Genomic DNA, 13,372 nt, shown 5'->3' with positions numbered 1-13,372 from the left:
ATCCGGCCGGCCCCGCGAGACACATACGGAACCCTCCTCTTCCGTCGTCGTCTCGAAAGGCCTCGTCATGCCCACCGTCTCCGCGCACGTCGCCCGCACCCTCGCCGCCCACGTCGATCATGTCTTCGGCGTCATGGGCAACGGCAACGCCTGGTTCCTCGATTCGCTCGAACGCGACACGGACGCCGCTTTCACGGCCGTCCGGCATGAGGCCGGCGGCGTCGTCGCCGCGGATGCGCACTTCCGCGCATCCGGCCGCGTCGCCGCCGCGACGGCGACGTACGGCGCCGGGTTCACGAACACGCTGACGGCCCTGGCGGAGGCGGTGCAGGCCGCCGTCCCGCTCGTGCTCGTCGTGGGCGACGAGCCGACGTCGGGGCCGCGGCCCTGGGGCGTGGACCAGGTGGCGCTCGCATCCGCGGTCGGGGCGCGCACCTATACGGTCGGGCGAACGGATGCCGCGGCCACGACGGTCATCGCGGTCGAGCACGCCCTGGCCTACCGGGTGCCGACCGTGCTGGCGATCCCGTACGACGTCGCGACCGCGGAGGCCGGGCCCGTGCCCGGGGTCGCCGAGCCGCGCCTGCCCGGGGCGCTCGGGCCGCGCGGCGAGTTCGCCGCGGGGGCGATCGCGACGCTCGCCGGCCGACTCGCCGGGGCGAGTCGGCCGCTGCTGGTCGCGGGCCGCGGCGCGTGGCTCGCCGATGCCGGCGGGGTGCTCGGCGAGCTCGCGGCGGCGACGGGCGCCGTGACGGCGTCGACGGCGCTCGGGCGCGGGATCTTCCCCGACGACCGGTACGACCTCGGCGTGGCGGGCGGCTTCGGCGCCGAGGGCGCGATGTCGCTCGTGCGCGAAGCGGATGTCGCGGTCGTGTTCGGCGCCTCGCTGAACCAGTTCACGATGCGGTGCGGCGACCTGTTCGCGCCGGGCACGTTCATCGCGCAGGTGGATGTCGCGCCGGCCGCGACGCACCCGCACGTGGGCGCCTACGTCAGGGGCGACGCGGCGCTCGTCGGCCGGGCGCTGGTCGCCGAGCTCGGGTCGCTCGGCGCGGCGTCGTCGGGGTGGCGCGAGTCGATCGAGCTCGCGCCGCTCCGCGCCCACGATCCGGGCGTCGGCGTCGTGCCCGAGGACGGCCGCCTGGATCCGCGCTCGGTCGCGGCGCGACTGGCCGAGCTCCTCCCCGAGGACCGCGTCGTGGTCTCGGACGGGGGCCATTTCATCGGGTGGGCGAACATGTACTGGCCCGTGGCATCCCCCGACCGCATGGTCATGGTGGGCACCGCGTTCCAGTCGATCGGGCTCGGCTTCCCGAGTGTGCCGGGTGCTGCGGCGGCGAATCCGGACGCGACGATCGTGCTGACGACGGGTGACGGCGGTGGCCTCATGGCGATCGCCGATCTCGAGTCCGCGGTGCGGACGGCGGCGGGCCGCGGCATCGCCGTGGTGTGGAACGACGCGGCGTACGGCGCGGAGGTGCACGTGTACGGGCGGCAGGGCGTCGCGGAGTCGCCCATGCGCATTCCGGGGGTGGATTTCGCGCGGCTCGCCGACGCCGTCGGCGCCGAGGGCGTCGTGGTGCGCCGGCTCGACGACCTGGAGCGGCTCGCGTCGTGGAGTGCCGAACCGGTCGGCGGGCGACGGTTCCTGCTGCTTGACTGCCGCATCTCGGACCGGGTCGTCGCGCCCTATCAGGATGAGATCCTTCGCGCTGCGGCACGCTGATCGTATATGATTTGAGATACCGATCACGACGAAGTGGAGAGTCGATGCTGGACCCGTCCCGAATCCGCGAGATCGCCGACGAACTGTTCGCCGCCGACCGCGACCGCACGACCGTCCCCCTCCTGACCGCCCGGAACCCCGGCATGGGCGTCGCGGACGCCTACGCCGTGCAGGCCGAGTGGGCGCGGCGACGCCAGGGCGCCGGCGCCCGGCTCGTGGGCCGCAAGATCGGCCTGACCTCCAAGGTGATGCAGGTCGCGACGGGCATCACCGAACCCGACTACGGCGTGATCTTCGACGACATGGTCGTCGAGTCGGGCTCGACCATCGAGTTCGACCGCTTCTCGAACGTGCGCATCGAGGTCGAGCTCGCGTTCGTGCTCGGCGCGCCGCTCGACGGGCCGCACACGACGATCTTCGACGTGCTCCGCGCGACCGAGTACGTCGTGCCGGCGCTCGAGGTGCTCAACTCGCACATCGCCCTCGAGGGCCGCACGATCGTCGACACGATCAGCGACAACGCCGCGATGGGCGCGATGGTCGTCGGCGGCCGCCCCGTGAAGGTCGACGACGTCGACCTTCGCTGGGTCGGTGCGCTGCTCAGCCGGAACGAGACCATCGAGGAGTCGGGCGTCGCGGGCGCCGTGCTCGGGCACCCCGCGATGGGCGTCGCGTGGCTCGCGAACAAGCTCGCGCAGCACGGCCAGTCGCTCGGGGCCGGCGAGATCGTCCTCGCGGGCAGCTTCACCCGACCCATGTGGGTCGAGCGCGGCGACACCGTCCACGCCGACTACCGCGACCTCGGGAGCATCTCGTGCCGATTCGCCTGACCCTCCCCCCGACGTTCTCCGCACGCATCGACGCGGCCGATCGGCCGCAGGTCGGCATGTGGGTCTGCTCGGGCAGCCCGCTCGTCGCCGAGATCGCGGCCGGCAGCGGGCTCGACTGGGTGCTCATCGATGCCGAGCACTCGCCGAACGGGCTCGAGTCGGTGCTCGCGCAGCTCCAGGCGGTCGCCGCGTACCCCGTCGCGCCGGTCGTGCGCGTGCCCTTCGGCGACACCGTGACGATCAAGCAGTTCCTCGACCTCGGCGTGCAGAACCTGCTGGTGCCGATGGTCGACTCGGCCGAGCAGGCGGCCGAGGTCGTGCGCGCGACCAGGTACCCGCAGGGCGGGGTGCGCGGCGTCGGCGCGGCGCTCGCGCGCGCCTCGCGCTGGAACCGCGTCGAGGACTACCTCGCCCAGGCCTCGTCGACGATCAGCGTGTTCGCGCAGGTCGAATCGGCCGCGGCGATCGCCTCGGTCGAGGCGATCGCGGCGACCCCCGGGCTGGACGGCCTGTTCGTCGGCCCGTCGGACCTCGCGGCCTCGATGGGGCTGCTCGGGCAGCAGGGGCACCCGGATGTCGTCGCCGCCGTCCTCACGGCCGTCCGCGCGGGCGTCGAGGCGGGCGTCCCGGTCGGCGTGAACGCCTTCGTCCCGGCCGATGCCGAGCGCTATCTCGACGCGGGCGCATCGTTCGTCGCGGTGGGAGCGGATGTCGCACTGCTCGCGCGCGCGTCCGAAGCCCTCGCCGATCGCTTCATCGGCGACACCGGCCCGGCGCGCGGCAGCTACTGAGTCGGCGCGCCGAGCCTGCTCGCGCCATCCGCTCAATGATCGTATATGATTTCAGATATTGAGAGACGAGGGAGTCCATGACCGCCATCGCCACCCCCGGCAAGATCATCGCCGTCCACCTGAACTACCCGTCGCGTGCGGCGCAGCGCGGCCGCACGCCGGCCCAGCCGAGCTACTTCCTCAAGCCGCAGAGCTCGCTCGCCGGCACCGGGGGAACGCTCGAGCGCCCCGCGGGCACCGAACTGCTCGCGTTCGAGGGCGAACTGGCCCTCATCATCGGCACGCCCGCCCGCCACGTCTCCCCCGACGACGGCTGGTCGCACGTCGCCGCCGTCACCGCCGCCAACGACTTCGGGCTCTACGACCTGCGGGCCGCCGACAAGGGCTCGAACGTGCGCTCCAAGGGCGGCGACGGCTTCACCCCGCTCGGGCCCGCCGCGATCCCCACCGCCGGCATCGGGCCGGGCGACTGGCGCGTGCGCACCTGGGTCGACGGCGAACTCGTCCAGGAGGACACGACCGACACGCTCCTGTTCGACTTCGGGCGCCTCGTCGCCGACCTCTCGCAGCACTTCACGCTCCACACCGGCGACGTGATCCTCACGGGCACCCCGGCCGGCTCGACCGTCGTCCTCCCCGGCGACGTCGTCGAAGTCGAGGTCGACGCGCCGAACGCACCGGGCGCGCCCTCGACCGGGCGCCTCGTGACCACCATCACGCAGGGCGGCACGGCCTTCGGCGACTTCGGCTCGAAGCCCGCAGTCGACGACCTCCAGCGCATCGAGGCGTGGGGCTCCGAGCACGCCCACGCCGAGGCGGTCGCCGCCGGGCGCGCGACGCCGCTCGACGGGGCCGAAGCCGCCGAGCCGGAGTTCGAACTCACCGACGGACTTCGCGAGACCCTGGCATCCGTCGCCGTCGCCACGCTCTCGGTCGCGCTGCGCAAGCGCGGGTACCACGACATCTTCATCGAGGGGGTCCGCGCCAACCACGCGGGCGACCGCATCGTCGGTCGAGCACGCACGCTGCGCTTCATCCCCGCCCGACCCGACCTGTTCGACTCGCACGGCGGCGGCTACAACGCCCAGAAGCGCGCCTTCGACTCCGTGGGCCCCGGCGAGGTGCTCGTGGTCGACGCCCGCGGCGAGCGCGGCACCGGCACCGTCGGCGACGTGCTGGCGCTGCGCGCCAAGGTGCGCGGCGCCGCGGGAATCGTCACCGACGGCGGCGTGCGCGACTTCGACGCGGTCGCCGAGATCGGCATCCCGGTCTTCTCGCAGGGCGCCCACCCGAGCGTGCTCGGGCGGCGGCACGTCCCGTGGGAGACCGACGTGACGATCGCGTGCGGCGGCGCCGCCGTGCAGCCCGGCGACGTGATCGTCGGCGACGGCGACGGCGTCATCGTGATCCCGCCGCACCTCGTCGCCGAGGTCGCGGCCGAGGCCGCCGAACAGGACGCCGCCGACGCATGGGTCGCCGATCGGGTCGCCGAGGGCGAACCGGTCGACGGGCTGTTCCCGATGAACCGCGAGTGGCGGCAGCGCTACGAGCGCGAACGCACGGAGGCCGCGTCGTCGTGAGCGTCGAGAGCAAGTCCCAGCGCGCATACCGCTTCGTCAGGGAACGCATCGACGACGGGCGGTACGTCCCCGGCTACCGGCTCGTGCTCGCCCAGATCGCCGCGGAGCTCGACGTCTCCGTCGTGCCCGTCCGCGAGGCCATCCGGCGGCTCGAGGCCGAAGGCCTCGTGACCTTCCAGCGCAACGTGGGCGCACAGGTCGCGCTCATCAAGGAGACCGAGTACCTGCACACGATGCAGACGCTCGCGCTCGTCGAGGGCTTCGCGACCTCGCTCACGGCTCCGCACGTCACGCCCGAACAGCTCGAGCGGGCGCGCGCGATCAACGACGAGATGCGGCGCACCCTCGACGACTTCGACCCGCACCGGTTCACCGAACTCAACCTCGAGTTCCACTCGGTGCTCTTCGAAGGCTGCCCCAACCCGCACGTGCTCGACCTCGTGCACCGCGGCTGGAACCGCATGCGCGTGCTGCGCGACTCGTCGTTCAGCTTCGTCCCGGGCCGGGCCAGAGCCTCCGTCGAGGAGCACGAGCGCATCGTCGCCCTCATCGAGCAGGGCGCCGACCCGCTCGAGATCGAGCTGGCCGCCCGCGAGCACCGCACCGGCACGCTCGATGCGGTCCTCGCCTACCAGGCCACCCGTCGGACCACGGCGGATGCCACGGCGACCCCGCTCCTCCCCGTCCCCGAGCCCGGCGCCGACGCCGCGGCATCCGCTTCACCCAAGGAGGCACCGATCCCATGACCCGCCACATCCCCGAGGGGCTGCCCGACCGCATCCGCCACTACATCGACGGCGAGTTCGTCGACTCGATCGGCGGCGAGAGCTTCGACGTGCTCGACCCCGTCTCGAACCAGACCTACGTGCAGGCCGCGGCCGGCCAGCAGGCCGACATCGACCGCGCCGTCGCCGCCGCGCGCCGCGCGTTCGCCGACGGCCCGTGGCCGCGCATGCTGCCCCGCGAACGCTCGCGCGTGCTGCACCGCATCGCCGACCTCGTCGAGTCGCGCGACGCGCGCCTGGCCGAGCTCGAGACGTTCGACACGGGCCTGCCGATCACGCAGGCCCTCGGCCAGGCTCGGCGCGCGGCCGAGAACTTCCGGTTCTTCGCCGACCTGATCGTCGCCCAGTCCGACGACACCTACAAGGTGCCCGGCCGGCAGGTCAACTACGTCAACCGCAAGCCGATCGGCGTCGCGGGCCTCATCACGCCCTGGAACACGCCGTTCATGCTCGAGTCGTGGAAGCTCGCGCCCGCGATCGCGACGGGCAACACCGTCGTGCTGAAGCCGGCCGAGTTCACCCCGCTCTCGGCGAGCCTCTGGGCGGGGATCTTCGAGGAGGCCGGGCTGCCGCAGGGCGTGTTCAACCTCGTCAACGGCCTCGGCGAGGAGGCGGGCGACGCCCTCGTGAAGCACCCGGACGTGCCGCTGATCTCGTTCACGGGCGAGAGCCGCACGGGTCAGGTCATCTTCGGCAACGCGGCGCCGTACCTCAAGGGCCTCTCGATGGAGCTCGGCGGCAAGAGCCCCGCCGTCGTGTTCGCCGACGCCGACCTCGACGCCGCGGTCGACGCGACGATCTTCGGCGTGTTCTCGCTGAACGGCGAACGCTGCACGGCGGGCAGCCGCATCCTCGTGGAGCGGGCCGTCTACGACGAGTTCGTCGAGAAGTACGCCGCGCAGGCGAAGCGCGTCGTCGTCGGCGACCCGCACGACCCGAAGACCGAGGTGGGCGCGCTCGTGCACCCCGAGCACTACGACAAGGTCATGTCGTACGTCGAGATCGGCAAGGGCGAGGCACGGCTCGTCGCGGGCGGCGGCCGCCCCGAGGGCCTGCCGACGGGCAACTACGTCGCGCCGACGGTCTTCGCCGACGTCCCGAAGGACGCCCGGATCTTCCAGGAGGAGATCTTCGGTCCGGTCGTGGCGATCACGCCGTTCGACTCCGACGAGGAGGCGCTCGAACTCGCCAACGGCGTGAAGTACGGCCTCGCCGCCTACATCTGGACCAACGACCTCACGCGCGCGCACAACTTCGCCCAGGCCGTCGAGGCGGGCATGGTCTGGCTGAACTCGAACAACGTGCGCGACCTGCGGACCCCGTTCGGCGGCGTCAAGGCCTCCGGCCTCGGGCACGAGGGCGGCTACCGCTCGATCGACTTCTACACCGACCAGCAGGCCGTGCACATCACCCTCGGGGCCGTGCACAACCCCACCTTCGGCAAGGCCTGATCCCACACCATCGACGCAAGGACGCTGACATGACCGACCGCACCGCACCATCGCACCGCGATGGCATGACCCTCACCTCCTCGGGCTTCCACGTGAGCCAGGAGGCCCCCATCCACTCCGAGAACCCGGTGCCGACGCCGACCTCGCCCGCACCCGACATCCTGCGCTGCGCCTACATGGAGCTCGTCGTGACCGACCTCGCCGCGTCGCGCGAGTTCTACGTCGACGTGCTCGACATGGTCGTGACCGAGGAGGACGACGAGACCGTCTACCTGCGCTCGCTCGAGGAGTTCATCCACCACAACCTCGTGCTCCGCAAGGGGCCCGTCGCGGCCGTCGCCGCGTTCAGCTACCGCGTGCGCACGCCCGAGGACCTCGACCGGGCGGTCGCCTTCTACACCGAGCTCGGATGCCGCGTCGAACGTCGCGCGGAGGGCTTCACCGCGGGCATCGGCGACTCGGTCCGCGTCGAGGACCCGCTCGGCTTCCCGTACGAGTTCTTCCACGACGTCGAGCACGTCGAGCGCCTGGCCTGGCGCTACGACCTGTACACGCCGGGCGCACTCGTGCGCCTCGACCACTTCAACCAGGTCACGCCGGACGTGCCGCGTGCGGTGAAGTTCATGCAGGACCTCGGGTTCCGTGTGACCGAGGACATCCAGGACGAGGAGGGCACGGTCTACGCGGCCTGGATGCGCCGCAAGCCGACCGTGCACGACACCGCGATGACCGGCGGCGACGGCCCCCGCATGCACCACGTCGCGTTCTCGACGCACGAGAAGCACAACATCCTCGCGATCTGCGACAAGCTCGGCGCCCTGCGCCGCTCCGACGCGATCGAGCGCGGCCCGGGCCGCCACGGCGTGTCGAACGCGTTCTACCTGTACCTGCGCGACCCCGACGGCCACCGCGTCGAGATCTACACGCAGGACTACTACACGGGCGACCCCGACAACCCCGTGGTCACGTGGGACGTGCACGACAACCAGCGCCGCGACTGGTGGGGCAACCCCGTCGTGCCGAGCTGGTACACCGAGGCCTCGCTCGTGCTCGACCTCGACGGCAACCCGCAGCCCGTGGTGACGCGCACCGACTCGTCCGAGATGGCCGTCACGATCGGCGCCGACGGGTTCTCCTACACCCGGCAGGGCGACCAGGAGCAGGGCTTCAAGCTCGGCAACACCCTGTGACCCGTGCGGCGGGGTGCGTCGGGGCCGACGCACCCCGCCGCACGACCGCCGCCCGCCACCCGGACACCGCCCGCAGCGTTTCGTGCACGCACGTCCAAGCGCGCCGCGCGCACCGGCAACCCGGTGTGCCGGGCCGCTGCCTACCGTGGAACCTCCGACTCAACGTGGAGGTGCCATGAACAGCCCGACCCCAGTCCTCGAGGACGCCAAGACCGACCTGCTCGCCGCGATCACGCCCCAGGCCGGCGAACGCCGCGAGATCCTCGACCCGGCCACGGGCGGGCTCGTCGGGCACGCGCCGGTGCACACCGTCGAGGACCTCGAAGCGGCGATCGCCCGCGCCGAGGCCGCGCAGCCCGCCTGGGCGGCCCTCGGCCACGAGCGCCGGAGCGAACTGCTCATGCAGGCAGCCGACGCCCTCGACGCCGAGGCGGAGGCCCTCGCGCACGTGCTCTCGCGCGAGCAGGGCAAGCCCCTGAACGGACCCAACGCGCGCTTCGAGGTCGGCGCGGCATCCGGGTGGATGCGGGCCGCCGCGGCGACGCCGCTCGAGGCCGAGGTCGTCGTCGACGACGGTCAGACGCGTGCCGAGCTGCACTACCGCCCGATCGGCGTGGTCGGCGCGATCGGCCCGTGGAACTGGCCGCAGATGATCACCGTCTGGCAGGTCGCGCCGGCGCTGCGCATGGGCAACACGGTGGTCGTGAAGCCGTCGGAGTACACCCCGCTCAGCGTGCTCGCCCTCATCGAGGTCATCAACCGCGTGCTGCCCGCGGGCGTCGTCGAGGTCGTCTCGGGCGGCCGCGACGTCGGCGCGGCGCTGGCATCCCACCCGTCGATCGGGAAGGTGATGTTCACCGGCTCGACCGCGACCGGCAAGGCGATCATCCGTAGCTCGGCCGACACCGTGAAGCGCCTCACGCTCGAGCTCGGCGGCAACGACGCCGGCATCGTGCTGCCCGACGTCGACCCGAAGGCGATCGCCGAGGGCGTCTTCTGGGGCGCGTTCATCAACACGGGCCAGACGTGCGCCGCACTGAAGCGCCTCTACGTGCACGACGACGTCTACGACGCCGTGTGCGAGGCGCTCGTCGACGTCGCGCGCGCGATGCCCATGGGTGTCGGGCTCGACGAGGCGAACGTCCTCGGGCCGCTGCAGAACCGGCAGCAGTTCGACATCGTCGACCGGCTCGTGGAATCGGCGAAGGCCGGCAGCGCGCGGGTGCTGCTCGGCGGCGACCCGGATCGCACCCTGGCCGGCAACTTCTACCCGACGACGCTCGTGGCCGACATCGACGACCGCGCCCCGCTCGTGCAGGAGGAGCAGTTCGGCCCGGCACTGCCGATCATCCGCTACCGCGACCTCGACGAGGCGATCGCGATGGCGAACGGGGTCGAGGTGGGGCTCGGCGCCTCGGTGTGGTCGACCGACCGCGACGAGGCGCGACGCATCGCCGCGCGCCTCGAGGCCGGCACGGTGTGGATCAATGCCCACGGTGCGATCCACCCGATGGCCCCCTTCGGCGGCGCGAAGCAGTCCGGCTACGGGCTCGAGTTCGGCGTCGAGGGCCTCAAGGCGCTCGGCGTGCCGCAGGTCGTCCACGGCTGACCGGCACCGGTGTCCGCGCTCGCGCGGGGAACGGGTCGGGGCGCGATCGCGCCCCGGCCCGTTCCGTGCTCGGTCGCACGCCGCGCCCGCCGCGGCATCCCGGGGCCGGCGCGGCGTGGCGCGTATCGTTGACCCCGGCGCCGCGGCGTCGGGAGAGGGGACCATGCCGAAGATCGTCGACCACGACGCGCGCCGTCTCGAGATCGTGCACGCGACCTGGCGCCTGATCGCGGAGAAGGGCTTCCGTGCCACGACGATGCGCGAGATCGCGAAGGCGTCGGGCGTCGCGAACGGCGGGCTCTTCCCGTACTTCCGCAACAAGGAGGAGCTGATCGGCGCGACGTTCGAGCACGTGTTCGCGGCCACGAACGAGCGCTTCGCGGCCGTGCGAGCCGACCTTTCGGGCATGGCGGCCCTCCGCGAGCTGATGCTGCAGATCTTCCCGCTCGACGAGGAGCGGATCCTCGAGGCGCGCATCGTCATCCCGTTCTGGGAGTACGCGGCCAACGAGCCCGGCCTCCTCGCCCTCCACGAGCGCACCATGGACCAGTGGCGCGTCGAGATCGGCGGGCACCTCGCCGACGCGAAGCGCCTCGGCGAGATCCGCGACGATGTCGACATCCCGGTCGTCGTCGACCACTTCATGGCGATGCTCGACGGCGTGCAGGTCATCGCCGTCGTCGCCCCGGCGAGCGCCGACGCCGAACGGATGACCCGGCTGCTCGACGGGTACCTCGAACTGCTGCGCTGAGTGCGCCTCTACGTCTTCATCGGACGCTGGCGCACCTCGCTGTTCGCCAGACGCGACACTCGGCAGCGCGGGCGCCCGCCGACTTCTCGTCGCGAGCGACTCGCCAACGATGAGAAGCCGGCGTTCCCCGGACGTGGCGATCGGCCGGTCAGGCGCCGTCGAGGCCGAAGAGCCCGCAGACGAGGTCGTTGCTGGCAGCGGGGTCACCGCCGTCTGCCACGTCCGGGCCCTTGTGGTACAGGATCTCCTCGGTCGCGAAGTCGTAGATCGAGATGCCCGCGTAGTTCAGCACGGCGCCCTGGCCCGCGATGGTCAGCTTCCGGTAGTTGCCGGTGTCGGTGGTCGTGCCCTTGTCGAATTCGATGAGCAGACGGCGGGTGCCGTGAGGGTGAAGGCTCTCTCCGGTCGAGGACAGCGTCCAGGTCATCTTGTATTCCATCGCGATCGCGAGGGAGATGAGGTTGCCGTCCTTGTCCCAGCGCTCGTGGAACGATGCCTCGCCGTCGAGCGGGCCCTGTACGGTGCTGCCGTCGGCGCAGGTGGCGACGACGATGTCGTTGTGGTCGCCGATGTCGACGCGGTTGCCGTTGCCCGGAGCGGCGTGCGCCGCGGACGGTGCGAACAGCGCCAGCGCGAACGCGCTCGCAGCCGCGCTGGTGAGGAGTGATGCTCGGTTCAGCTTGCCCATGGCTCGTCCCCCGGATCGTGGTGTGACGCACACTCCAGCGTGCGCGTTTCCCACATACTGTTCCGCTCTCGTCCGCTGGTGACCTGCACCGCGACGGTTCTGCCATAGCGAATCTCAATGGACGGCGCTGGCCGCCGAATTCAGCACCAGCCGCGCGGCATCCGACAACGGCGGTCGCCACGCGATCAGGTGCTCGCACAGCGGGCCGGTGGTCGGCTCGAGGTACCGCAACCCCATCGCCTGGCCGATCAGACCGACCTGACGCGGGACGAACGCGACCGCTTCGGTGGTCAGGGCCGAGAGGAAGGTCGCACTCATCGAATCGACCGGCGGCCCGGCACGCCGCAACCGTTCCCCGTTCAGCTGCGGTCGGTACGCCCACTCATCGGTCCAATCGAGGGGAACGTCGACCGGATCGACCGCGGCCTGGTCGGCGAGCAGTTCGAAGGTCAGGTCGGCATCGGCCGCTTCGAAGAGGTCGTTGCGCGGGCCGACGAGGATGCCTCGGCGCTCCGTGGTCAGCTGCGCGGTGCGGATGCGCCGGTCGAGGATGGGAGCGGTCACGACCGCCAGATCGACCTCGCGCCGCAGCACGCCATGCACCTCCCATGGACGATGACGCCCCACGACGAGGCTCACGTGCACACCTGCGAGCGTGGCCGCGGCCACGGCGCCCGCCACGAGCGGAACCGTCCCTGGATCGGTGACCGCGAGCCGGACCTCCGCGTCATGATCGTGTGTCGCTCGCGCAGCGATCCCGGCCAGCTCGGCGTCGTCGACCATGCGGCGGGCGATGCCTGCCACCGCGCTCCCTGCTGCGGTGAGGCGCACACCATCGCGACCCCGGTCGAGCAGCCTCGCGCCGAGTTCGCGCTCGAGCTGGGCGATCATCACACTCAGCGCCGGCTGGCTGATGTGCCCCTCCCGTGCCGCCGCCGAGAGCGATCCCGCCTCCACCGCCGCAAGGAACCAACGAAGCTGTCGCAACTCCACGCGGCCTCCTCACCACCGGACGAGACCATCATCACCGCAACGAACGCCCGAGGGAAGACCCTCAGCCTCCAGCAACGCCCGAGGCGACCACCGCGGCGGCTGGCGCCCTCGGCGGCGCTGTCGGCAAGGCCAGGTGGTCGGCGCAAGGATCGAACGCGTCGGCCACGTTCCCCGCTACGTCCTCTCGAAGGTCGCCGACGGCATCCGCCCGCCTCAGCCGAGTTCGTAGGGCTCATCCACCGCTCGGAGACCGACCTCACATCTGCACCCTCACGGATGGAGCCGACCGCTCGCCGACCGACTGACCACGCGGGCCCGATCCCTCAACGCGACCGGCCGCTGTTCCCCACGGGCATTTACGTATTACACTATTGCAATGAGCAAGCGCGAGACGATCAACGGCGTGCCCGTGACCGAGGAGCAGATCTCCGAGTGGGTCGCTGAAGCCGAAGCCGGCCATGACGTGGATGCGCTGAAAAAGCGCGGACGCGGTCGGCCGGGGCGTGGCGCTGAGCCGTCGCAGGTCGTTGCGCTGCGTTTGACCAGTGACGAGCTCGCAGCGTTGGATGCCCGGGCTGCCCGCGAGCACAAGTCTCGATCGGAGCTCATCCGGGACGCGCTGGCCGCGTACGCCGCGTGAACGTCCACCCTTCGGCACTCAAGCACGGCATCAGCCCGGTGGACGCGACGCAGGCAGCATCGTGGCCGATCTGGATCGAAGACCTCGACGACGACTCGCCCACCCGCCAGCTTCGACTTGGATTCGACACCCGAGGTCGACTGCTCGAAACAGTCGTGCTGGTCTTCGACAGTGGGAACGAGCTGGTGATCCACGCGATGAAGGCGCGGCCGCAGACGCTCGACCTCCTCCCGTAGCGGCAAGCCTGGGATCCATCAACGCATCGTCGATCAACGGCGTCCGGCGGGAGTCCCCGCGAGCCGGGCGGTGCCCCTTCTCACTTGGCCCGGCCGACAAGC

13 protein-coding genes are annotated in these 13,372 nt (G+C 71.6%); 11 read left to right on the top strand and 2 right to left on the bottom strand.

What is annotated here, in order from left to right; translation table 11 throughout:
• Nucleotides 1-67 precede the first annotated feature (67 nt).
• From DSM26151_RS04155 to DSM26151_RS04115, 9 genes are all read left to right on the top strand, one after another.
• Nucleotides 68-1,726 (top strand): thiamine pyrophosphate-binding protein, encoded by a 1,659-nt coding sequence (locus tag DSM26151_RS04155; protein ID WP_234661163.1) that lies wholly within the window; start codon nucleotides 68-70, stop codon nucleotides 1,724-1,726.
• Nucleotides 1,727-1,770: 44 nt separating this feature from the next.
• Nucleotides 1,771-2,556, top strand: coding sequence for a fumarylacetoacetate hydrolase family protein (locus DSM26151_RS04150; protein ID WP_234661162.1), 786 nt, complete (start codon nucleotides 1,771-1,773; stop codon nucleotides 2,554-2,556).
• Nucleotides 2,541-3,347: an HpcH/HpaI aldolase family protein gene (locus DSM26151_RS04145; protein WP_234661161.1), complete on the top strand. Its 807-nt coding sequence runs from the start codon at nucleotides 2,541-2,543 to the stop codon at nucleotides 3,345-3,347. Before DSM26151_RS04150 ends, DSM26151_RS04145 begins: the two co-directional genes overlap by 16 nt.
• Before the next feature lie 77 nt (nucleotides 3,348-3,424).
• Nucleotides 3,425-4,927: a fumarylacetoacetate hydrolase family protein gene (locus tag DSM26151_RS04140; protein ID WP_234661160.1), complete on the top strand. Its 1,503-nt coding sequence runs from the start codon at nucleotides 3,425-3,427 to the stop codon at nucleotides 4,925-4,927.
• Complete coding sequence (locus DSM26151_RS04135) at nucleotides 4,924-5,673, top strand: GntR family transcriptional regulator (protein WP_234661159.1); 750 nt, start codon at nucleotides 4,924-4,926, stop codon at nucleotides 5,671-5,673. Before DSM26151_RS04140 ends, DSM26151_RS04135 begins: the two co-directional genes overlap by 4 nt.
• Complete coding sequence (hpaE, locus tag DSM26151_RS04130) at nucleotides 5,670-7,163, top strand: 5-carboxymethyl-2-hydroxymuconate semialdehyde dehydrogenase (RefSeq protein WP_234661158.1); 1,494 nt, start codon at nucleotides 5,670-5,672, stop codon at nucleotides 7,161-7,163. The genes DSM26151_RS04135 and hpaE overlap by 4 nt, the downstream gene beginning before the upstream one ends.
• 29 nt (nucleotides 7,164-7,192) lie before the next feature.
• On the top strand, nucleotides 7,193-8,353 hold the full coding sequence (hpaD, locus tag DSM26151_RS04125) for a 3,4-dihydroxyphenylacetate 2,3-dioxygenase (protein ID WP_234661157.1): 1,161 nt from the start codon (nucleotides 7,193-7,195) through the stop codon (nucleotides 8,351-8,353).
• A gap of 175 nt (nucleotides 8,354-8,528) precedes the next feature.
• Nucleotides 8,529-9,962, top strand: coding sequence for an aldehyde dehydrogenase family protein (locus DSM26151_RS04120; protein WP_234661156.1), 1,434 nt, complete (start codon nucleotides 8,529-8,531; stop codon nucleotides 9,960-9,962).
• Between the two features lie 163 nt (nucleotides 9,963-10,125).
• Nucleotides 10,126-10,713: a TetR/AcrR family transcriptional regulator gene (locus DSM26151_RS04115; protein WP_234661155.1), complete on the top strand. Its 588-nt coding sequence runs from the start codon at nucleotides 10,126-10,128 to the stop codon at nucleotides 10,711-10,713.
• A 148-nt stretch (nucleotides 10,714-10,861) separates the two neighbouring features.
• Here DSM26151_RS04115 and DSM26151_RS04110 read toward each other — a convergent pair whose 3' ends face one another.
• Together DSM26151_RS04110 and DSM26151_RS04105 are read right to left on the bottom strand one after the other, a co-directional pair.
• Complete coding sequence (locus DSM26151_RS04110) at nucleotides 10,862-11,401, bottom strand: hypothetical protein (RefSeq protein WP_234661154.1); 540 nt, start codon at nucleotides 11,399-11,401, stop codon at nucleotides 10,862-10,864.
• 114 nt (nucleotides 11,402-11,515) lie between these two features.
• Nucleotides 11,516-12,394 carry a LysR family transcriptional regulator gene (locus DSM26151_RS04105; protein WP_234661153.1) on the bottom strand — a complete coding sequence of 293 codons (879 nt, stop codon included), beginning with the start codon at nucleotides 12,392-12,394 and terminating at the stop codon, nucleotides 11,516-11,518.
• A 376-nt stretch (nucleotides 12,395-12,770) separates the two neighbouring features.
• Here DSM26151_RS04105 and DSM26151_RS04100 point away from each other — a divergent pair, with 376 nt between their 5' ends.
• Both DSM26151_RS04100 and DSM26151_RS04095 read left to right on the top strand, forming a co-directional pair.
• Complete coding sequence (locus tag DSM26151_RS04100; protein WP_234661152.1) at nucleotides 12,771-13,034, top strand: ribbon-helix-helix protein, CopG family; 264 nt, start codon at nucleotides 12,771-12,773, stop codon at nucleotides 13,032-13,034.
• A complete protein-coding gene (locus DSM26151_RS04095; protein WP_234661151.1) occupies nucleotides 13,031-13,270 on the top strand; it encodes a BrnT family toxin in 240 nt (79 codons plus the stop codon). Before DSM26151_RS04100 ends, DSM26151_RS04095 begins: the two co-directional genes overlap by 4 nt.
• The last annotated feature ends 102 nt before the right edge of the window (nucleotides 13,271-13,372 follow it).

Origin of the sequence: Agromyces marinus, from assembly GCF_021442325.1 — a bacterium.
GTDB classification, from domain to species: domain Bacteria; phylum Actinomycetota; class Actinomycetes; order Actinomycetales; family Microbacteriaceae; genus Agromyces; species Agromyces marinus.
Note: the sequence above shows the minus strand (reverse complement) of the source record. Positions and strands in the feature narration are given on the sequence as shown.